This window comes from Streptomyces sp. NBC_00582 (genome assembly GCF_036345155.1).
GTDB lineage: Bacteria > Actinomycetota > Actinomycetes > Streptomycetales > Streptomycetaceae > Streptomyces.
The window spans coordinates 430,629-450,271 of the sequence record NZ_CP107772.1; the positions used below are offsets into that span (position 1 = coordinate 430,629).

Sequence of the window (19,643 nt, forward strand, 5' to 3'; positions counted from 1 at the left end):
GCCTAGGTGTATTGACCCGCAGGGTTGTTGACTCGGGTGATGGGTGGCTGGCCTCCGAGTGCGGTGTGGCAGCGATGGTAGTTGTAGGTGTGGAGGAAGTCGGCCAGGGCTGCGGTGCGTTCGTCGTTGCTGGTGAAAGGCCGCAGGTAGGCCCACTCGTCGAGCAGGGTGCGGTTGAAGCGTTCGACCTTGCCGTTGGTCTGCGGGCGGTAGGCGCGAGTCAGCTTGCCGGTCGCGCCGATCTCGATGAGCACCTGCTTCCAGGCCAGGCCCTTGCGGTAGGCCCAGGCGTTGTCGGTGAGCACGCGTTCGATGCGGGTGATGCCGTGGGCGTGGAAGAAGGCGGCCGCGCGGGTGAGGAAGCCGGCGCAGGTGGCGACTTTCTCGTCGCGGTGGATCTCGCTGTAGGCGAGGCGGCTGTGGTCGTCGATGGCTGAGTGGACGTAGTCGAAGCCCACGCTGCTGCGGCGGGCGCGGCCGGCCTGGCGGCCCAGGACCTTGTGGCCGCCGCCGTCGGGGATGCGGCCGAGTTTCTTGACGTCGACGTGGATGAGTTCGCCGGGTCGGTCGCGTTCGTAGCGGCGGATGACCTGGCCGGTGGGCCGGTCGAGGAAGGCAAGCCGGTTCAGGCCGTGGCGGACCAGGATGCGGTGCACGGTCGAGGCGGGCAGTCCCAGGACGGGGCCGAGGCGGGCGGGGCCGAGTTTGCGGTCCTGGCGCAGCCGGCACACCCGGGCCTCCACGGCTGCCGCCGTGCGGTGGGGTGTCGTCAGTGGACGGCTGGGGCGGTCGTGCAGCCCCTGTTCGCCCTCCGCTTGCCAGCGGCGCATCCACTTGTGGGCCGTGACACGTGAGATGCCCATCTCGGCCGCGACATGCGCGACGGGGCGGCCCGAACGGACACGCTCGACGAGCAGCCGCCTGCCGTGAACGGTCAGCCGGGCATTACGGTGGGACACGAAGACCTCCGTGCGGTGTGTTCTTAGACAGCTCCACCACATCGGAGGTCTTCGCCATGTTCAAGACCCGCCAGTGTCAACAACGCTCGTGATCAATACACCTAGGCAGTTTCGTATTGCAGTGGGCGCGGATTGAGCCGTTGCTCCCGGCCCGGACACCGCAGCGTGGCAGCGGGTCTTCACCACACTGATGCCCCAGTCCGATGCCGACGAGAACCTGGCCTGGGCCGTGTCGGGGGACTCCACGATCGTGCGCGCTCACCAGCACGCGGCCCGAGCCCGTAAGAGGGGGCCCCGGCCGGCGAACCGGCCGACCACGCCATCCGCCGGTCCCCGGGGCGGACTGATCACCAAGACATGTCATGTCGTTGGCGGGTCAAGTTGAGTCGTCGGCTTCAGGGAGGCTGGGCTTCCTGTGGGTCGTCAGACGGATGAGGAAGGCGGTAGCGTCCTCGACGTGCTGGACGGTCCTGATGTGGCGGTGATTCTGCGAGGTGGAGTGCGTGTCCGCTCCCACGCCTGGGAGTTCGTGCGCTGGTTCGCCGACGCATGGATGGGCCGTCCGGTGGAGCCGGAAGATGGCTGCACCGCTGACGAGCTGACGGCAGTGGAGGCCGACATGGGCTTCGAGCTGCCGGCCACTTTGCGTGAGGGGTATGCGCTCTTCGGCCGCCGGGACGACCTGCTTCGGCAGCAGGACCCTCTGGTCAGGCCATCTGGCCTTTTTGTCGATGACGCCTTGGGCGGTGTCCTGGTCTTCCGTCGCGAGAACCAGGACTGCGCCTTCTGGGGAATCCCTCTGAGCCAGGTCGTGAGCTTGTTCCGCTTTGACGGACACCATCGGTGTGGTGGTCAGGCTGCGAGTGCGGTCTCGTATTCGGCGGGACTGAGGTAGCCGAGGCTGCTGTGCAGACGGTGCAAGTTGTACCAGCCCTCGATGAAATCGAAGATCGCGGTGCGGGCGGCGGCCCGGCTGGGCCAGGCGGTGGCGCCGAGCAACTCGCGCTTGATGGTGGCGAAGAACGACTCGGCGAGTGCGTTGTCCCAGCACTGTCCGGTGCGGCCGACCGACAGGCGCACCCCCAACTGGTCCGCCAGCGCGGCGAATTGCTGGCTGGTGTACTGGCAGCCGCGATCCGAGTGGAAGATCACCGGCCGGGTGGGGCGGCGCTTCCGACAGGCGGCCGTGAGGGCATCGGCGACCAGATCGGTCCGCAGGTGGTCGGCCGTCGCCCAGCCGACCACGCGACGGGAGGCGATGTCGATGACGGTGGCCAGATAGAGCCAGCCCTCCTCCGTGGGGATGTAGGTGATGTCGCCGCACCAGCGGGCATCCAGGCCGGCGGGGTCGGGCTGGAAGTCCCGGACGACGAGATCGGGCCGCAGCGCAGCTCGTGGATCAGGGATCGTCGTCAGGTGCCGTCGTCTTCGGTGTCGGCCCTGCAGGCCGGCAGCCCGCATCAGCCGCGCGACACGTCGGCGGCCGCATCCGGCGCCTGCCCGCTTGAGCACGGCATGGACACGCGGGACGCCGTAGGTTCCCCGCGATCGCGTGTGGACGTCGGCGATCTGTTCCGCCAGCTCGGCGTCACGGACCGCGCGGGGACCAGGCTTGGCAGCGCGGCGGGCATAGAAGGCGGTCCGGGAGACCTTCAGCAGCTCACACGCTCGTTTGACGCTGTGACCTGCACGCTTCTCCGCCTCGATGAACGGGTGCACCGTCACCGGGTCTCCTTCGCGAAGAAAGCCGTGGCACGCTTGAGGATGTCGACGTCCTCACGCAGACGGCGGTTCTCCCGCCGCAGTGCGGCCAGCTCCTCGCGTTCGCTGCTGGTCAGGCCGTCCCGCTCGCCTGCATCGACCTCGGCCTGCTTCACCCAGTCACGCACCGCGGTCTCGGTCAGATCGAAGTCCTTGGCGATCTGACCGACCGAGCGGTCACCGCGTCGGCACAGCTCGACGATCTCCGCCTTGAACTCCGGCGTGAACGAGCGACGAGGGCGAGGCTTCTTCTTCCCCATGCTCTCCATGATGGACATCCTCCCGGGGCTGAACCCCTGATCTCGGATGTCCGTCAAAGCGCATCAAGCCCAGTCGACCAGGAGGATCCACCGGTGGTGGTGGAATCACGTCAGGGCTGGGTTCCCTTTCTCGATCGGATGTCCCTGGCATGGGTCGAATTGGTGCTGAGCGAGTCGCTCTTCACGGCGGACAACCTCTATGACGCCTGTGAGCTGCCTGACGCGCTGATGCCGGATCTCCACGCCCGGTATGCCCGGGTCGGTCTGCCCGACCATCCAATGTGGGCGAGTGAGGACGACTCCCCGGTGCGCTGGTATGCGGCTCCCAACCGGTTGATTCGCCGGGATGGCCTTCAGGACCAGTCCTGGATTCACGCGCGTGGGCGCACGACTTCCGATCTTGAGGCAATCCGTGAAGAGCTCCCAGGCCCCTGGGTCGGCTGAAGTCGCGCCCGCCATCAGCATGGGCGTGTTTGCCATGGGGGCCGGACAGACGATCATGCGGCGAGCGCGACTGGGTGCGCGACAGCGAGCGCGGGATCGTAGAGGGTGCGCGCCGATTTTCTTGGCGGCGTCGTAGCCCCGGCTGTTGCGGCCGACGGTGCGCCCTTGGCCGACTGGGAGTCCACGATCAGCGTCACCGGGTGCGGGCAGGGGCCTTTGCCGGTACGGATCTTCCGACGGAGCTGGTCACGGATGTAGGTGACGACTCCGGCCCGGTTCCACTGCCAGAAGCACCCGTAAACGGTCTCCCTATTAGTTACGTGGAATCACGCGCCGCAGGATGCGTTTCGTGATCACGGATGACACCTGGGCCAAGCTGCTGTGGGCTGGCCTGAACGTCGAGCCGGGCGACCTGCCGACCACTGACGGCCGCACCTTCCCGGTCGAACTCATCCGCGCCATCACGCTGACCTGGTTGTTCGCCGGACAACGCAGCGACGAGATAGCCCGCCTGCGGCGTTCGGCGCTGCGGCGGGCGATCAGTGGTTTCACCCCGAGGTCCCGGACCAGGCGGCGATACTTGTCGTGGTCGTATCCGCGGTCCGCGAGGACCACGTCCGGGCGGCGCCGGGGCCGGCCGCATTTGCCCCGCACCGGCGGCACGGCCTGGAGCAGTGGGATCAGCTGGGTGACGTCGTTGCGGTGGCCGCCGGTCAGGGTGGCGGCGAGCGGGATACCGGTGGCGTCGGTGATCAGACATCCGATGCGGTTAAGTGCGTGTTTCTGATCCCCAGTTCTGAGTGGCCTCGGGTCCTACGCTGGCGTGGTGTCCGAGGACGCCGGGCAGACCGGGGAGAGGATCTGCCGTGGCTGTGGGGAACGGCTGAGGCTGGAAGCCCGGCCCGGGGCCGTCTTCTGCTCGTCGGCCTGTCGGGCCAGGCAGTGGCGGGCTGCACAGCGGTTGCGCAGGCGCCTGGCGGCCGTCCAGGGCGGCGTTGGCGAGGCGGAGTGTCCGGAGTGCGGGGTGCGGTGGGTGGCAGAGGTCGATCGCCGATCGGATGCCTTGTACTGCTCGCCGCGGTGTCGTGCGAGGGCCTGGCGCAAGAGGCGGTCGGCGTTCGCGTAGGCGTCACCGTGACGGCTTCGCGAACGCCGCACTGAAGATGTTCTGATTCTTCGTCAACTACCTTGCGGTAAGGCTTGTTTAGCCGGAATCCGTGAGTCCAGACTGGCGCCACTTCGCATGCCGGTGTCACCGTCGGCGTCAGCCGCCCCCGGCATGCAGGGGTGGTGATCGCCATGCCCAGCACGATCGGGTCGGTCAGCCAGACCCGCTACGAGCAGATCGTCGCCGAACTGCGTGAAGTCGTCGAACAGCAGAGCCGGGGCTCGTTCACGATCGGTGACCGCGCCCTGGAGGTCGAGCCGGTCAGGTCCCGCGGGGTGTCCCGGACGCGGAATGGACGATCAAGCAGTCCCTGATGCGGCTGGCCGAGGACATCGGCCTGACGTTCAGCACGGTCAAGAACGCCCAGTGGGTCGCCTCACGCTGGCCGAAAGACCAGCGTCAGACGGGTGTGTCGTTCACGATCCACCGCATTCTGGCGCGGATCGACGATGCCGAAGAGCGGTTCGCGGCGGTCAAGGCCCCACCCGAGGGCAGGCCGCGGTGGACAGCGGACGACGCGAAGCGGCGGGTCGGGTGGACGGTCGACAGCCCGGAGACCCCGCAGGAGAAGATCACCGCCATTCACCACCTGGCCCAGGACGAGGAAGTGGCCGCAACGGTGACCACCGATTTCCTCAAGCGTCCGCAGGTCGCGGCGAAAGTCTCCACGGAGAACAAGGTCAGGGCGGTGGAGGAGTTCACGCGGGACGAGAAGGTCGCGGCGACCGCCGCGACCAGCCTGTTGCGCAGGCCGGACGTCGCGTTCAAGGCGATGGGCGACGACACCGCCCGCTTCCAGGTCAACCATGCCCAGAACGAACGCAGCCGGCAGGCCCGCGAGGAGTTCGACCGCACCAGTCCCGTCGCTCCGGCGTGCGGCACATCGAGCGGAGCATGGAGTTCCTGGACCTGGTCACGGCCCTCCACTCCTTCGTCGCGGCCGCCGGCCGGATCGTCCCCTCCTTGCGCAATCACGTCTTTGGCGACGCCGAGCGCGCGATCGTGCACGAGAACGTCGCCCGCTGCCGGGCGACGCTCGACTGGGTCGAGACGGCCGTGGACACGGGCAAGGTGGACGTGGACGACGAGCTGGCACGCCTGCTGAAGGACGAGTAGGCATGCCCCGCGCCTCACCGCGGCGGGGCGATGCAGCCAGACGTCACGCGGACACCGTCCGGTTCGTGCTGTTCGAGGCCAGACCCGTCGGCCTTGAGTTCCGCCAGCTGGTGCGCGCCAGCGATCTGTCTCCCAGCCAGGTCCGTTCCGGACTCGCGGCGCTGAAGGACCAGGCCGCGGAGAAGGGCTGGCCCCCGCTGACCTGGACCAGGGAGGCCGGCTACCAGCTCGGGGCGGAGGGACCGGTGCTGGAGGCATACGAACGGGCGGTCGTCAGGGAGAAGCTGACCGAGTTCCGCCGGTTCATCACCGGCACCGTCGCCCCGTACGCCGCCGCCCACCCCGGAGACAAATGGGTCAAGCACATCGTCGCCCAGCTCAACTCCATCGAGTCCACCCTCGACCTCATCAGCAGCTCATGACCTGCGGCGGGACCGCCCTGCGGGCGGCCCGCCGCACTGAAGGCCAGCCGCCATGCGCTCTCGCCGATACCCCTCGGACACAACGAACGCCGAATGGGCCCTGCTCGAAAGGCTGCTGCCCACCCCGGCCTGCGAGACCAGCAGGGGCGGCCGACCCGAGAAGCATCCCCGCCGCGAGATCGTCGACGCGATCCGATACATCGTCGACACGGGTTGAAAGTGGCGGGCCCTTCCTGCGGACTTCCCGCCCTGGCGCACGGTTTGGGGGTTCATGGCCCGGTGGGCGGCTGCTGGGATCATCGGCCAGCTCCGTGACCATCTCGCCGGCCGGATCCGCCAGGACATGGGCAAAGGACCCCGGGCGGTGGCCACCGTGATCGACTCCCAGAGCGTCAAGGCCGCCGAAACGGTCTCGAAGGCCACCCGTGGCTACGACGCGGGCAAGAAAATCAACGGCCGCAAGCGCCACCTGGTCGTGGACACCCGCGGCCTGCCCCTCATGGTCATGGTTACCCCTGCCGACCTGCACGACGCCGCCGCGGCGAAGGAAGTCCTGTTCCGCCTGCGCCTGATGCACCCCGAGATCACGATCGTATGGGCCGACTCCGCCTACGCCGGGAAGCTCGTCGACTGGGCGAAACAGCACCTCAACCTCACGATCAAGCCGGTCAGCCGTCCCAAGGACGCCTCCGGCTTCATCGTGCTGCCCCGCCGCTGGGTCGTCGAACGCAGCCTCGCGTGGATGATGCACGCCCGCCGCCATGCGAGGGACTACGAACGGCTCGTACAGCACTCCGAGACGCTGATCACCTGGGCCGCCATCACCCTCATGACCCGACGCCTCGCCCGGAAGGGAGCCACCCCCAGCTGGCCAAGGAAGCCGACACTGGCCGGCTGATGCTGCCAGGCGCCTGATCAGCCGGGCAACCGCCTCAAGGCCACGTCCCTACATCGAAATCTGTCGTCACAGCAGAGGCCGTGAGCAGGTCCCTTATGATCATTGCGGACGGAACGCTCACTCGCAGTGAGTGATGATCCCATCGGCTTGGGGCCTGCCATGATCAAAGAGTTGCTTCAGGATCTCATGTCGACCGCGTTCGGTGGCTGCAATCCGAACGACGGATGCGCTGATGCCGAAGTCACGGCTGTCGGGGATCGCTTGGGGATCAGCCTGCCGGACGCATTGCGTGACTATTACGCTGCCGCAGGCCGGCACCTGGAGCTGATGGGCATGAGCGGCCGCGAGCACACCCTCCGGGTGACGGCTCCCGAGCACCTGGGTGTCGAGGACGGACATCTGGTCTTCTGCGGGGAGAACCGATGGCCCGCCCAGTGGAGCGTGCGCCCGGATGATGCCGGCTGGCCCGACCCCAGGGTCTATGGCCGAAGCGAGCCGGGCGGGAAGTGGTACAGCGAATCCCGGAGACTGTCGTCCTTCCTGATCAATGTCGCTGGCAGGCAGGCCGTGAGGTCGCTGCCGCACCAGGCCACCTGCCGGATCCGTGAGCAGCAACTGGGGGTCGTCGAGTCACTGCTCAGCTACGTTGGGTCTCGCGAGATGCAAAGGGGCGGTCACTGGCTGAGCTTCGTCGACCCATCGCGACGCATTCTGGCCAGTTACTCCTACAACACCGACTCCTTGCGCGTCGCGGCCGTGGACCACACCGCACTCGAATCCCTGCACGAGCGTTCAGGTCTGCCACTCGAAGCGGCATGAAGCCGGGAATCGGCTACACACACTGACCGAGTCTGCCGCCTGATGATGTCCGCCCGGAAACGTTCGCGGAAGCGTCACGCTTCCGTGGCGCCTTCTACGTGCGAGCGGCGAACTGCTCGATCCCTCCGAGACTGGCCGAAAGCAAGCCATCGACACGATCTACCAACGTGCCGTCGACCGCCGGGAAGTCAAGGCGGAGCACCTCACCGAACGCATCAAGACCCTGCCCTTCGACCTGCTTCGCCACGAGTTCCTGACGACCTTCGCCGCCGCACCCGACCACGTTCTCGAAGAGATCGTCGACACGCTCTTCCTCCCCCTTCTGGTCCACTGCGTGTCGCGCGGCTTGGGTGTGCCGTGGGGGCGGCCGCCGGCGTACGCCGTTCGGGCAGGGGTACACGGCGTGGACATCGCAGAGCCAGAAGTCCAGGACACGAAAGCCGGAGACGACGCGCAGGTCACCGGTCTTGGCGTTCACGTAGGCGGGCAGGCTGTCACTGCGGGTCCAGTGGGTGACGTTGCGGCGCGCGTAGTCGGCCCGGTCGGTGTGCCAGGCGGGAGTGATCCGGCTTTACCGAGGCAGGCGGTGTCGGTGGTCCCTCCTCGGTCGGGCAGGCGCAAGCCCTACCGCGGGCATTGTCGCGGGGCCAGGCTCGCCGCAGGCGACCGCGGAGCGGCTTGGCCTGGCGGCCCGGCGGCGCGCGTGGTGCCCTCCGGAGGCCTGTCCGTGGTCGCCTACACCCGGGCCTTGACCCCGAATCTTGGACACGGGCTATGCGGCTGGTATCAGCGTAGTTGGTGCTGTTCGGGATGCGGTTTCGTAGGCGATCGGGCTGCGGTGTCCGAGGCTGGAATGACGGCGTCGGGTGTTGTAGCGGTGCAGCCAGCGGAACGCGTCGAGGTGGGCCTCGCGCTCGCTGGACCAGGTCTTGCGGCCCTGGAGCGTCTCGCGTTTGAACGTCGCGTTGAAGGACTCGGCGAGTGCGTTGTCCGCGCTGGAGCCGATCGCGCTCATGGACTGGCGAATGCCGGCCTGGCGGCAGGCGTCTGCGAAGGCCCGGCTGGTGTATTGGGCTCCGTGGTCGGTGTGCATGACCGCCCCGGCGAGGCTGCCGCGGGTCCGCTCGGCGGCGGCCAGGGCGTCGATGACGAGACCGGTTCGCATGTGATCCGCGATGGCCCATCCGGCCAGGCGACGTGAGGCGAGGTCGATGACGGTGGCCAGGTAGAGGAACTTCCCGCCGTCCACGGGGAGGTAGGTGATGTCGCCGACGTACTTGGTGTTCGGCTCACTGGCGGTGAAGTCGCGGCCGATCAGGTCCGGTGCCTTCGCCGCAGCCGGGTCCGTGATCGTGGTGCGGTGCCGGCGTCGCAGCCGCACTCCCGCCAGGTTGATGCTCCGCATCACGCGCGCAATGCGCTTGTGGTTGACCCGCTCGCCGTCCCCGCGGAGTTCGGCGGTGATCCTTGGGACACCGTAGGTGCCGTCCGACTCGCGGTGCACGGCTCGTATCCGTGCGGCCAGGCGGGCGTCGGCTGCCTGTCGGGCCGCGCGGACCTCGGCGGTCCGGCGCCAGTAGTAGAAGCTGGAGCGGGCGATGCCCAGGATGGTGCACAGCCGCTTCACGCCGTAACGGCGCTGGTGGTCGGCGACGAACTGGAAGCGGTTCACCAGCGCGTCTCCCCGGCGAAATACTTCGCCGCCTTCCGCAGGATCTCGCGCTCCTCCTCCAGCTCACGGACCTTCTTCCGCAGAGCGGCGTTCTCCGCCTCCAGCGGCGTGGGCGGCTCGGCGGGCGCCTCCGCCCGCCGCCCCCGCGGCCGGCTCGCTCCAGCCGCCCGGACCCAGTTCCGCAGGGTCTCAGGGTTGATCCCCAGATCAGCAGCGACCTGCCTGATCGTCGCCTCGGGCCGCGACTGGTACAGCGCGACCGCATCCGCCTTGAACTCCGGCGGATAGTTCTTCATGACCACGAGATGTCCGTTCTCAGATCCTCAGGATCCAGTGTCTCGTGTGTCCAAGATCAGGGGTCAAGGCCCCCCACCCCGGCGACACGATCCTGGTGCACACCCTCGACCGGCTCGGCCGAAACCCGCGCGAAGTCCTCAACCTGGTGCACGGCCTGAACGACAAGCACATCGGCGTACGCTCGCCGGCCGACCCGCTGCCGATCAACACCGCCGATGAGGGCATGGGCCGCATCGCCTTCCTTCTGCCGGCCCTGTTCGCCAAGATGGAACGCACCTTCACCGCCGAACGCGCCACCCACGCCCGCGCCGTCGCCGAAACCGCGGGCCGCCGCATCGGCCGCCCCGTAGCCACTCCTTTCGACATGATCGAGTACGCGCGCCCGCTCAAGGACCAAGGCAGCAGCAATGGGGAGATCAGCAGCAAGACCGGTATCTCGAAGACCTCCGTGCACCGCTACCTCCAGGGGTAGCCACATCGCAGGTGCGGAAGTGGTCAATGCCGGACGGCGCCTCCAGCGGAGGTCGGTGAGCCTCGACGGCCTGCTCTGGCGGTTGTCGCGGTGCGCAGCCTCGGGGCCAGAGCTGTGCGCAGTGCCGGGGCAAGGATGTGGCGGGTCTCGGACGGGGTGAGAGCGGCGGGGGTAGGCAAGGGGTTGAGGTAGCGGGTGTAGATGAGGCCGCCGAGGATCGTCACCGCGGCTGTGGCGCGGGCGGTCGCGTCCCGGCCACCGAGAAATTCAACAAGCCGGGTCAGCAGCTCGTGTTCCAGGTATTCGCGGATGACTTCGGCGGCCTCGTCGCCCTCGGTGGTGAGCTGCTGGAAGTCGGCGTCCTCCCACAGATCCGTGACCGCGTCGATCAGGCGGTCGGGGAGGGTGGCCGGGTCGCCGCCGAGGACGTCGTCCACCGCCAGTGCGTTGGCGCACTGGACCTGCATCACCTCTGCGAACAGGCCCTTCTTCGAGCCGAAGTGGTAGGCGATCAGCGCCGGATCGACCCCGGCCGCCGCGGCCACCGCACGCACGGTGGTGCGCCGATACCCGTGCTCCAGGAACAACCCGCGGGCCGCCGAGACGATCACCTGGCGGGTCGGCGGGTTGCCGCGCGGGCGGCCTCGGGTGCGGGCGGGTGCGAGGGCGGGGTTATTCATCAACGTTGAGCCTGTGCTTCGTGATCAGCACAGTCAAGGGCGTTCCGGGAAACACACGAAGGGATGACCCGACACCATGCGTATCGCAGTCTTCGGCGCCAATGGACCGACCGGCCGCCACCTCACCGAGCAGGCCCTCGCCGCCGGCCACCAGGTCGTCGCCGTGACCCGCCGCCCCGGCTCCTTGCCTGCGCGGCCCGGCCTCACCGTGGCCGTCGCCGACGCCACCGACCCGGTGGCCGTCGATGCCGCGCTCGGCGGGACGGACGCCGTTCTCTCCGCGCTGGGCGCACGCTTCAGCAAGGAGACCATCACCACGTACTCGGCGAGCGCCACGGCCGTCACCGGGGCCATGGCCCGCCACGGCATCAAGCGACTTCTCGCCGTCAGCTCCAGCGTCGCCGACCCGAACTGGCGTCCCACCGGCGCGCACTTCTTCAACCATGTGCTCGACCCGCTGGTGAACCGGCGCCTGGGCCGCACTCTTCACGAGGACATGCGCCGCATGGAGGACGTGATCCGTCGAACGAGCCTCGACTGGACCCTCGTGCGACCCTCGGGCCTGTTCGAGTACCCCGTCGTCACGGAGTACCACACCGCCGAGACCAGCGCCGACGGCGTCTTCACCGCCCGCGCCGACCTCGCCGCGAGCATGCTGCGCGAGCTGGAGGAACGGCGGTACGTCCGGACAGCCATGGGCGTCATCACCACGGCCGTGAAGCCGAATATCGCCAAGCTGATCTGGAATGAGGGCGTGAAGAAGAAGTGAGCCGGGCGACCGCCGAACTGCCGGCCGGCACGCGGGCGTTCCTCACTCGCCCCTACCAGGCCACCTTCACCACCCTCCGCCGCGACGGCACCCCGCACGTCACCCCCGTCCGCTTCACCTTCGACGCGTCCACCGGCCTGGCCCGCGTGACCACCCGGGCCAAGGCCCGGAAGGCCCGGAACGTGGCGGCGGGCGGCCCGGCGGTACGCGTCGCGCTCTGCCAGGCGGACGGCTTTCGCTGGGTCACCCTCGAAGGCCGGGCCACCGTCACCGACGACCCCGCGCGCCTGGCCGAGGCGGTCCGCCGCTACACCGTCCGCTACCTCGCGGCCCCGCCCGCCCCGCCAGACCTGGTCGTCGTCGAGATCGCCGTCGACCACGTCCTGAGCCTCAACCTCTGAATCCCCCGTATGGAAAGCGAAGTGACCCCGCGATGCCCACCCTTCCCGTCCTCGACTCCACCCTCCACTACCGCGAGTCCGGCGACCCCGCCGGGCTGCCGTTCGTCTTCCTCCACGGCAACCCCACCTCCTCCCACCTGTGGCGGAACGTCCTGCCGGGTGTGGCCGCGCCCGGCCGCCGCCTGCTGGCCCCGGACCTCATCGGCATGGGCGACTCCGGCAAGCCCGACCTCGCCTACTCCTTCGACGACCACGCCCGCTACCTCGACGCCTGGTTCGACGCCCTCGGCCTTACCGAGGCCGTCCTCGTCGGCCACGACTGGGGCGGCGCGCTCGCCTTCGACCGGGCCGCCCGTCTCCCGGGCCGGGTCCGCGGTCTTGCCTTCACCGAGACAATCGTCAAGCCGCTGGTCGGCGACGAGTTCCCGGCTGCGGGGCGGGAATTGTTCACCCTCCTGCGCACCCCTGGGGTGGGCGAGGCGATGGTCCTGGAGAAGTCGCTGTTCATCGAAGGGCTCCCGGACACGGTCGCCACCCCGCTCGCCCCTGCCGACCTGGAGGTCTACCGCCGCCCCTTTCCCACCCCGCGGAGCCGCCGCCCGGTGTTGGCGTGGACGCGCATGATGCCGCTGGACAGCGAGCCCGCCGACGTCGTGGCCCGCGTCGAGCACTACGACGCCTGGCTGGCCGAAAGCCCCGAAGTCCCCAAGCTGCTCGCCGCGTTCGAGCCGGGACCCGGTGCGATGACCGGCCCAAGGGCCGTGGCCTGGTGCGAGGCAAACATCGCAGGCCTGGAGGTCTCCCGTCACGGCCTCGCCGGTCACCACTCCCCGGAGGACCGCCCCGAGGAACTGGCCGCGGCGATCAACGCCTGGGCCGACCGCCATGGCCTGGCGCGCCCATAGGTGTCCTCTACCACGACCTGCCGATCGTCCCAGGACAAGCTGTGCTGCCGCAGACGGATGTACACGCCGCGATCGGCGTCACCTGCCGCCAGGGGCAGAACGGCGGCGGGCAGCGCCCGCACCGACGGGTCGCCGTGGCGCCGGTGAACCACCGCTGCCGCGGCCATGAGCACAGGTGTCCCCTGGGCGAGCCGAGAGTCGCGCCGTGCCCGATTCCATCGCCCGAGTCAGCATGTCGGCACCATGACGGCGGTGGTCGCCGGGGTCGGTCGGTGAGGGAGACGGGGTTGCTCGTCCGGGGCCTGTCGAGCCAGTCGTCTCGCAGGCCCCGGACGTCGACGCGGGCCACCCCGGCCCCGGGGGGAGGGGGAGGCCGGTCTGCAATGGCGGCCCGCGGGGAGCCGGGGATGGGCAGCCGCCACCCTCACAAGGGGCTGCCCTGCCCGGCCCGTACAGGACGTACGTCAGCCGGCGGCCACCGCCGTGGCCGCGTACGTCACGGCGATCAGGGCCAGTACGGCCGCCGGGAGCGCCCGGGGCGGCGGGTCGCCGTGGCGCAGGTGGACCACCGCCGCCGCGGCCATCAGCAACGCCAGTCCCGTCGCGGCGGCCACGCCGAGCGGGAGCGACACCAGCCCCAGCAGCAGACCGGCGGCCCCGGCCACCTCCAGTGCGCCGACGACGTGGTAGAGGCCCGGTGACATGCCGAGGTGGGCCGCCGCCTGGCGCATCAACGGCACCGCGGCGATCTTCGCCAGGCCCAGGGGAAGGAAGACGAAGGACAGGGCGACGGCGAGCACTGTTCTCATGCGGTGGTCCTGCCCTTGCGGCGCTCCTCGCCCAAGTCGGCGTAGTAGGCGATGAGTTCGGGGGCGTCCACGGCGGCCGGATTCACGACCTGCTCGACCGGGGCGCCCTGGAGCAGGCGCTTGACCGGGACCTCCAGTTTCTTGCCGGTGCGGGTGTGCGGGATACCGGGCACTTCGAGGATCTCGTCGGGGACGTGGCGGGGCGAGGCGCCGGTGCGGATGGCCTCCTTGATCCTCTCGCGCAGGGCGTCGTCCAGCGTCACCCCTGCCGCGGGGACCACGAACAGCGGCATCCAGTAGCCGCCGTCGGGTTCCTCCGCGCCGATGACCAGGGCCTCGGTGATCTCGGGGAGGCGTTCGACGACGTCGTGGATGTCGGCGCTGCCGAGCCGGACGCCGTTGCGGTTGAGCGTGCTGTCGGAGCGGCCGTGGACGATCACCGAGCCGTGGCCCGTGAGGGTGATCCAGTCGCCGTGCCGCCAGACGCCGGGATAGTAAGAGAAGTAGGCGTCGCGGTAGCGGCCGCCGTCGGGGTCGTTCCAGAAGGACAACGGCATCGACGGCATGGGTCGGGTGACGACCAGCTCGCCGACCCGGTCCACCACCGGCAGGCCCTCGGCGTCGTAGGCGGCCAGCGCCACCCCCAGGTGCGGTGCCGACAACTCCCCGGCCCAGACCGGGGTGTTGGGCGCACTGCCCGCGAAGCCCGACACCACGTCCGTGCCGCCGCTGATGGAGGCCAGGAGCACCCGCTCCCCCACATGGTCGCGGACCCACGGGTAGGCGGACGCCGGCAGGGCGGACCCCGTGCAGCCGACCACGCGGACCGACGACAGGTCATGGCCGGACGGGTCGATGCCGAACTTGGCCATGCCCAGCAGGTATTGGGGGCTGGTACCGAAGACGGTGATCCGGTGGCGGGCGGCCAGTTCCCACAGGACGTCGAGCTTGGCGAAGGGCGCCGGGCTGCCGTCGTACGCGCATGTCGTCGCGCCGGTCAGCAGGGTCGAGGCGACCAGGTTCCACATCATCCAGTGCGTGGTCGTGTACCACAGGAGGCGGTCGCCGGGGCCGAGGTCGGAGTGCAGGCCGAGGGTCTTGAGGTGCTCCAGCAGGACGCCGCCATGGCCGTGGACGATGCCCTTGGGCAGGCCGGTGGTGCCGGAGGAGAACACCACCCACAGCGGGTGGTCGAACGGCACGGGGGTGCAGGTGAGTTCCTCGGTGCGGGTGGCGGCGTCCTCCCATGGGATGACCAGCGACGGGTACGCCGGCGACGGCCAGGGCAGGCCCACGTGGTCCACCAGCAGGGTGGCCTTCAGCGTCGGCAGGGAGCGGGTGAGTTCGAGGGTGGCGTCGCGGCGGTCGTGGGTGGTGCCGTTGAAGAGGTAGCCGTCGGCGGCGATCAGCACGGTGGGTTCGAGCTGGGCGAACCGGTCGGCGGCGGCCTTGGGGGCGTAGTCCTGGCCGCACACCGACCACACGGCGCCCAGGCTCGCTGCGGCCAGGAACGCGACGATCGCGTGGGGGGTGTTGGGCAGATAGCCCACGACCCGGTCGCCCTTGCCGACGCCCTGCTCGCGCAGGGTGGCGGCGACGGAGGCGACCAGAGCGCGCAGCCGCTCCCCCGTCACCTCGTACCCGGTGCCGGACTCGTCGAGGGCGATGATCGCCACGTCCTCGTCGGCCAGGTTGCGCAGCGCGTGGTGGGCGTAATTGAGGGTGGCGCCGGGGAACCAGCGGGCGCCCGGCATCCTCTCCTCGGCCAGCACCTGCTCGTAGGGGGTGTCGGCGTCGATGTCGAAGTACTCCCACACCGCGCCCCAGAAGCCCTCCAGGTCGGTGACCGACCACTGGTGCAGGGCGGCGTAGTCGTCCGGGGCGATGCCCTGGCGCCGGGCGAACTCCGCGATGCGACTGGCGGCCGCCGTCTGCGGATCGGGTGTGAAGAAGGGCGTGCTCATCGCGTCGTACTCCTCGACAGGCTTTTCAGGGCCGTCCGTTCGGCAGGAACAGGGCTTCGTGTGGTGTGCAGCAGGGCCGCCCAGTCGGCCGTCGACGTGAAGTCGCGTCCCCCCGCCGGGACGACGTCCATGACGACACGGTCGGGGCGCAGCAGTACGGCGTCCGCGCGTCCGGCGCGCAGCCAGGCGGCGAGGGTGCCGTCGTCGCCGAGGTCGGTCACGCAGAGCGCGCGTATGCCGAGGCTGTGGGCGAGCGCGGTCAGTGAGGGGCCGGGTTCGGTGGCGGTCAGGACGGTGAAGGAGTCGCCGAGCAGCTCGTCGAGACGGATACGCCGTCCGTCGACGTTCACCCATGGTTGCGGACAGTGCGTGCCCGCCAGGCCTCGGCGGACCCCGCGCCGCACGAGCGGTCCGGCGGTCAGAGGCGGGCTGAGGTCGCGGCCGGCCAGCTCGGTCAGGCCGGGTATACGGCAGGCCGCGGCCAGCACCCTGCGGCGGAGGGCGGCGGCGCCGTCCTGGCCGCCGGTCATGGCCCAGCCCATGGCGACCGCGAGCCGGATGACATGCCGGGCGTGTGGCTTGCGTTCGCTCTCGTAGGTGTCCGACAGCCCTGCCGGAGCGCCTTGTTGGAGGACGCGGGCGAGCTTCCAGGTGAGGTTGTAGGCGTCGCGCAGGCCCGAGCACAGGCCCTGCCCGATGAACGGCGGGGTGAGGTGGGCGGCGTCTCCGAGCAGGAAGACCCGTCCGCGGCGCCACCGGTCGGCGACGCGTGCCCGGAAGGTGTACTGCGTCTCGCGGACGACCTCGAAGTCCCCGTCGTACGAGGGTGGCAGCCACGGGGCGACCAGCTCGCGGACTGGCTGCTCCGCCCCCTCGCGCAGCCGGAACTCCCAGCGGTAGCGGTCCTCGCCCACCCGCATGAAGGTGGCCGGCCGGTCCGGGTCGCAGACCTGGTCGACGCCCTCCCAGCAACGGACATCGGCCGTCGTGCGGACGTCGATGACGGTCCAGTGCTCCTCGAAGCGCAGGTCTTCCCATACGGCTCCGATGGCTTCGCGGGTGAGGCTGCCCGCGCCGTCGCAGCCGAGCACCGCGTCGGCCCACACTTCGTGCTCGCCGTCGCCGTCGCGGTAGGTGACCCGTACGGGGCCGGTGGTGTCGGGGCCGATGCCGGTGACCTCCACGCCACCCCGGAGCTCGCACTCGGGGCGCCGGGCCAGGGCGTCGCGCAGCACGCGTTCCAGCTCGGGCTGGTCGAACATGCTGGTCTGCGGATAGCCGTGCAGGCCGTGCCCGGTGCGGCGGAACTCGGCCATCACCCGGTGCCGGGCGTCCAGCAGCCGCAGCCCGTTCGCCGGGCGGGCGATCGCGGCGAACTCCTCGCCGACGCCCGCGGCCTGCAGGATCCTGCACACCTCGTCGTCGGTGGCGACGGCGCGCGGAAGAGGGTAGACGTCCCGGTGGCGTTCGAGGACGACACTGCGAATTCCGCGCCGGGCCAGGAGGAGGGCGGCGGTCACGCCCACCGGTCCGGCGCCGACGATCACGACGGGCACACGTGCGGCTTCATCGACGGTCATGTGCGGCTCACCTCGGGCCCTGCTTCGCGTCCGTGACGGGCGTGCGCTGCTCGCCGAGGTCGATCCGGCCGTCCGGGGTCGCGATCGTCGCCGTGATCACGTCACCCGTGTGCAGGTAGTGCGGGTTCTTCGCCTGGCTCTTGAAGAACGCCCTCCACTTCACGGCGGGCGGCAGCAGCGCGCCGATCTTCTCGACCGGCTTCGGCGGGGCCTTGAGGGCGGTGCCGCCAGGGGTGCCGGTCAGCAGCAGGTCACCGGGGTCGAGGGTCTGGAAGCGGGCCAGCAGGGTCAGGGCCTGCGCCGGGCGGACGATCATGTCGGCGAGGGTGCGGTCCTGGCGCAGCTCGCCGTTGACCCTCAACTTCAGCCGCAGGTCGAGGAGATGGGCGAAGTCCTCCGGCTCCAGCAGGGCCAGGTACGGCCCGGTCGGGGTGAAGGTGGGGTACGACTTGCTCTCGTAGAACTGCGTCTTGGTCAGCTGCACCTCCCGGGCGCTGACGTCATTGGTGATCACGAGCCCGGCGACGTACGACGGCAGGTCCCGCTCCTCGACGACCGTGCCGACGGGCAGGGACGCGCCCATGACGAGGCCCAACTCGACTTCGTAGTCGAGGAACTTCACGTGCGCGGGGCGGACGACGGCGTCGCCGGGGCCGCTGACCGAGCCGGACGCCTTGCGGAAGAAGGCGGGCGGGATGTCGCCCGTGAAGCCCGAATCCCGGGCGTGGCTGCGGTAGTTGACCATCTGGGCGACCACCCGGCAGGGCGTGGTGACCGGCGAGAGCGCGACCAGGTCGGCCACGGGCGTACCGGGCTCGCCGGAGGCGGCGGCCTCGCGCACGGCGGCGCGGTCGGCCAGCAGTTCGGCGGTGGTGACGGCCTTGGTCTCGACGGGGACGGCCCGGTCCCCTCGGACGACCCACCATCCTCCCCCACTCTCGGCTTCGCTCGAGCGGGAGGTGCCCCCACCGGTGCGCAGGACATTGGTGCTCATGACGTGGCTCTCTGTGAAGGGGGTCAGGAGTTGGCGGCCTTGAGCAGGCCGAAGAGTCGTGCCGGGTCCATCTCGTTGTCGCCGCGCAGGGCTTCGATGACGTCGCGGACCCGCTGCGGGGACGGGCTCGCGCCCAGGAAGTCCCGCGTGGCCGGCGGCCCCCACTGGGCGAGGCCGCTGGTGGACATCGCGGCCCAGCCGGGTTCGACGTCGCAGGTGAACAGGTCGCCGTCGGCGAAGTGCTCCAGCATGAAGCGGTCCGGGTCGCGCCAGTAGTCGAACAGCTGGCTGCCCTGGATGTGCCGGCCGATGCCCCAACTGCGCTTGTAGCCGCGCTCCTTGAGGTACTCACCGCCGGCGGCGATCGAGTCGAGGTCGGTGACCTGGTAGGCGGAGTGGACGTAGCCCGTGCCCGGGCCCAGGTGCATGGCCAGGGTGTGGTGGTCGGCCGGCACGCTGCCCAGGTCGCAGCGGATGAACGCCATCGTCGGGCCCCGGTCGCGCTGCCCGTCCAGGAACAGGAAGTCGGACACGATCATGCCGAGGGTGTCCAGGTACCAGTCCAGGGCACGGGCGAACACGCGGGTCTCCAGCACCACATGGCCCAGCCGCTGGATACGGGACGGCTCCCGCGGCGGACGCTGCGTGGCGTTCGTGCGACGGTGATGCGTGCCGCAGTTCAGCAGCAGCGGCTGCTGTTCCGGCAGCGCGGGAAGTTGTTCGCCGCGGTGCACGACCCGCACCGGGAAGCCCGAGGGGTCGAGCAGGTCCACCACCTTGCCACCGCCGGGCACGTCGCTCTCCCGTACCGCCGTCCCCGTGGCACGGGCCAGCCGGTCCAGGTCGGCTTGCTCTGCGGCCCGGAACGCCGGGCCGATGAAGCGGGAGGTGCGCCCCTTGCGGATCACCACGCAGGGTGAGCCGGCGAAGGTGCCGCGCAGCCACAGCTCCCGCTCTGTGCGGGCGGCGACGCCGAATCCGAAGTCCCGGGCGAAGACCTCGGCCCGGTCCAGGTCGGGCTTTTCGAACTCCACCCAGGCCAGGTCCGCCACCTTGATCACCGGGTTGCGGGAGCGGCCGGGGTGTTCGCCGCGCAGGGCGCCCTGCTCGCTGTGGAGGTCCTGGTGGGCCGTGATGACCTCGGCCCCGTTGACGCGGGTTTCAGACATGGTGCCCTCCGAGCAGCATTGCCGTAATGAGGAAATCATCAACTGTGACGGTTTCGTCGTCAAGGTGTTCGCGGCTGGAAATGA

The 19,643-nt window shown here is 69.9% G+C and carries 19 protein-coding genes and 4 pseudogenes; 12 read left to right on the plus strand and 11 right to left on the minus strand.

Annotated features, from left to right (window positions below; translation table 11 throughout):
• Nucleotides 1–2 precede the first annotated feature (2 nt).
• Nucleotides 3–959: an IS481 family transposase gene (locus OG852_RS01840; RefSeq protein ID WP_330346872.1), complete on the minus strand. Its 957-nt coding sequence runs from the start codon at nt 957–959 to the stop codon at nt 3–5.
• 415 nt (nt 960–1,374) lie between these two features.
• Here OG852_RS01840 and OG852_RS01845 point away from each other — a divergent pair, with 415 nt between their 5' ends.
• On the plus strand, nt 1,375–1,854 hold the full coding sequence (locus OG852_RS01845; RefSeq protein WP_330346873.1) for a hypothetical protein: 480 nt from the start codon (nt 1,375–1,377) through the stop codon (nt 1,852–1,854).
• Here the strand turns inward: OG852_RS01845 and OG852_RS01850 are convergent.
• Both OG852_RS01850 and OG852_RS01855 read right to left on the minus strand, forming a co-directional pair.
• On the minus strand, nt 1,812–2,684 hold the full coding sequence (locus tag OG852_RS01850; RefSeq protein WP_330346874.1) for an IS3 family transposase: 873 nt from the start codon (nt 2,682–2,684) through the stop codon (nt 1,812–1,814). The two genes, OG852_RS01845 and OG852_RS01850, sit on opposite strands and share 43 nt — an antisense overlap.
• Nucleotides 2,681–2,989 (minus strand): IS3 family transposase, encoded by a 309-nt coding sequence (locus OG852_RS01855; protein ID WP_053743648.1) that lies wholly within the window; start codon nt 2,987–2,989, stop codon nt 2,681–2,683. Before OG852_RS01855 ends, OG852_RS01850 begins: the two co-directional genes overlap by 4 nt.
• An 84-nt stretch (nt 2,990–3,073) precedes the next feature.
• On the opposite strand from OG852_RS01855, the gene OG852_RS01860 reads away from it, so the two are divergent.
• Entirely contained in the window at nt 3,074–3,424 is a 351-nt protein-coding gene (locus OG852_RS01860; protein WP_330346875.1) for a hypothetical protein, read from the plus strand.
• A 528-nt stretch (nt 3,425–3,952) separates the two neighbouring features.
• Here the strand turns inward: OG852_RS01860 and OG852_RS01865 are convergent.
• Nucleotides 3,953–4,180: pseudogene (locus OG852_RS01865) on the minus strand (transposase); the annotation flags it as partial.
• 543 nt (nt 4,181–4,723) lie between these two features.
• Here OG852_RS01865 and OG852_RS01870 point away from each other — a divergent pair.
• From OG852_RS01870 to OG852_RS01895, 6 genes and pseudogenes are all read left to right on the plus strand, one after another.
• Nucleotides 4,724–4,906, plus strand: a complete 183-nt coding sequence (locus tag OG852_RS01870) for a hypothetical protein (RefSeq protein ID WP_330346876.1) — start codon at nt 4,724–4,726, stop codon at nt 4,904–4,906.
• Nucleotides 4,906–5,708, plus strand: a pseudogene (locus OG852_RS01875) (DUF6192 family protein). Before OG852_RS01870 ends, OG852_RS01875 begins: the two are co-directional and overlap by 1 nt.
• Before the next feature lie 2 nt (nt 5,709–5,710).
• The gene (locus tag OG852_RS01880) at nt 5,711–6,130 is read left to right on the plus strand and encodes a RacP protein (RefSeq protein ID WP_133918044.1); all 420 of its coding nucleotides are present in this window, start codon (nt 5,711–5,713) and stop codon (nt 6,128–6,130) included.
• A gap of 52 nt (nt 6,131–6,182) precedes the next feature.
• A pseudogene (locus OG852_RS01885) lies at nt 6,183–7,158 on the plus strand (IS5 family transposase).
• Nucleotides 7,155–7,847 carry a hypothetical protein gene (locus OG852_RS01890; protein ID WP_133917236.1) on the plus strand — a complete coding sequence of 231 codons (693 nt, stop codon included), beginning with the start codon at nt 7,155–7,157 and terminating at the stop codon, nt 7,845–7,847. The pseudogene OG852_RS01885 and the gene OG852_RS01890 overlap by 4 nt, the downstream one beginning before the upstream one ends.
• A gap of 112 nt (nt 7,848–7,959) precedes the next feature.
• Nucleotides 7,960–8,172: pseudogene (locus OG852_RS01895) on the plus strand (TetR/AcrR family transcriptional regulator C-terminal ligand-binding domain-containing protein); the annotation flags it as partial.
• Nucleotides 8,173–8,619: 447 nt separating this feature from the next.
• Here the strand turns inward: OG852_RS01895 and OG852_RS01900 are convergent.
• Nucleotides 8,620–9,821, minus strand: a protein-coding gene (locus tag OG852_RS01900; protein WP_330346759.1) for an IS3 family transposase whose coding sequence is annotated in 2 segments (ribosomal slippage) — nt 8,620–9,530 and nt 9,530–9,821 — 1,203 coding nt in all. Because the reading frame shifts where the segments join, the coding sequence is not laid out codon by codon here.
• Between the two features lie 38 nt (nt 9,822–9,859).
• Between OG852_RS01900 and OG852_RS01905 the strand changes: the two genes are divergently transcribed.
• Nucleotides 9,860–10,288 carry a recombinase family protein gene (locus OG852_RS01905; protein WP_330346877.1) on the plus strand — a complete coding sequence of 143 codons (429 nt, stop codon included), beginning with the start codon at nt 9,860–9,862 and terminating at the stop codon, nt 10,286–10,288.
• 23 nt (nt 10,289–10,311) lie between these two features.
• Here OG852_RS01905 and OG852_RS01910 read toward each other — a convergent pair whose 3' ends face one another.
• On the minus strand, nt 10,312–10,968 hold the full coding sequence (locus OG852_RS01910) for a TetR/AcrR family transcriptional regulator (protein WP_133917237.1): 657 nt from the start codon (nt 10,966–10,968) through the stop codon (nt 10,312–10,314).
• Nucleotides 10,969–11,044: 76 nt separating this feature from the next.
• On the opposite strand from OG852_RS01910, the gene OG852_RS01915 reads away from it, so the two are divergent.
• The 3 genes from OG852_RS01915 to OG852_RS01925 are packed head-to-tail and all read left to right on the plus strand — an operon-like array spanning nt 11,045 to nt 13,043.
• Entirely contained in the window at nt 11,045–11,737 is a 693-nt protein-coding gene (locus OG852_RS01915; RefSeq protein ID WP_133917238.1) for an NAD(P)-dependent oxidoreductase, read from the plus strand.
• Nucleotides 11,734–12,138 (plus strand): pyridoxamine 5'-phosphate oxidase family protein, encoded by a 405-nt coding sequence (locus OG852_RS01920; RefSeq protein WP_133917239.1) that lies wholly within the window; start codon nt 11,734–11,736, stop codon nt 12,136–12,138. Before OG852_RS01915 ends, OG852_RS01920 begins: the two co-directional genes overlap by 4 nt.
• Nucleotides 12,139–12,170: 32 nt before the next feature.
• A complete protein-coding gene (locus OG852_RS01925) occupies nt 12,171–13,043 on the plus strand; it encodes a haloalkane dehalogenase (RefSeq protein WP_133917240.1) in 873 nt (290 codons plus the stop codon).
• Between the two features lie 464 nt (nt 13,044–13,507).
• Here the strand turns inward: OG852_RS01925 and OG852_RS01930 are convergent, their stop codons facing one another.
• Genes OG852_RS01930 through OG852_RS01950 form a run of 5 tightly spaced genes read right to left on the minus strand, consistent with a single transcriptional unit; the run spans nt 13,508 to nt 19,559 of the window.
• Nucleotides 13,508–13,852: a DoxX family protein gene (locus tag OG852_RS01930; RefSeq protein ID WP_133917241.1), complete on the minus strand. Its 345-nt coding sequence runs from the start codon at nt 13,850–13,852 to the stop codon at nt 13,508–13,510.
• Nucleotides 13,849–15,816 carry an acetoacetate--CoA ligase gene (locus OG852_RS01935; protein WP_133917242.1) on the minus strand — a complete coding sequence of 656 codons (1,968 nt, stop codon included), beginning with the start codon at nt 15,814–15,816 and terminating at the stop codon, nt 13,849–13,851. Before OG852_RS01935 ends, OG852_RS01930 begins: the two co-directional genes overlap by 4 nt.
• Complete coding sequence (gene mhpA, locus OG852_RS01940) at nt 15,813–17,396, minus strand: bifunctional 3-(3-hydroxy-phenyl)propionate/3-hydroxycinnamic acid hydroxylase MhpA (RefSeq protein WP_133917243.1); 1,584 nt, start codon at nt 17,394–17,396, stop codon at nt 15,813–15,815. Before mhpA ends, OG852_RS01935 begins: the two co-directional genes overlap by 4 nt.
• A gap of 7 nt (nt 17,397–17,403) precedes the next feature.
• Entirely contained in the window at nt 17,404–18,390 is a 987-nt protein-coding gene (locus OG852_RS01945) for a fumarylacetoacetate hydrolase family protein (RefSeq protein ID WP_330346878.1), read from the minus strand.
• A 23-nt stretch (nt 18,391–18,413) separates the two neighbouring features.
• Entirely contained in the window at nt 18,414–19,559 is a 1,146-nt protein-coding gene (locus OG852_RS01950; RefSeq protein ID WP_133917244.1) for a VOC family protein, read from the minus strand.
• Between the last annotated feature and the right edge of the window lie 84 nt (nt 19,560–19,643).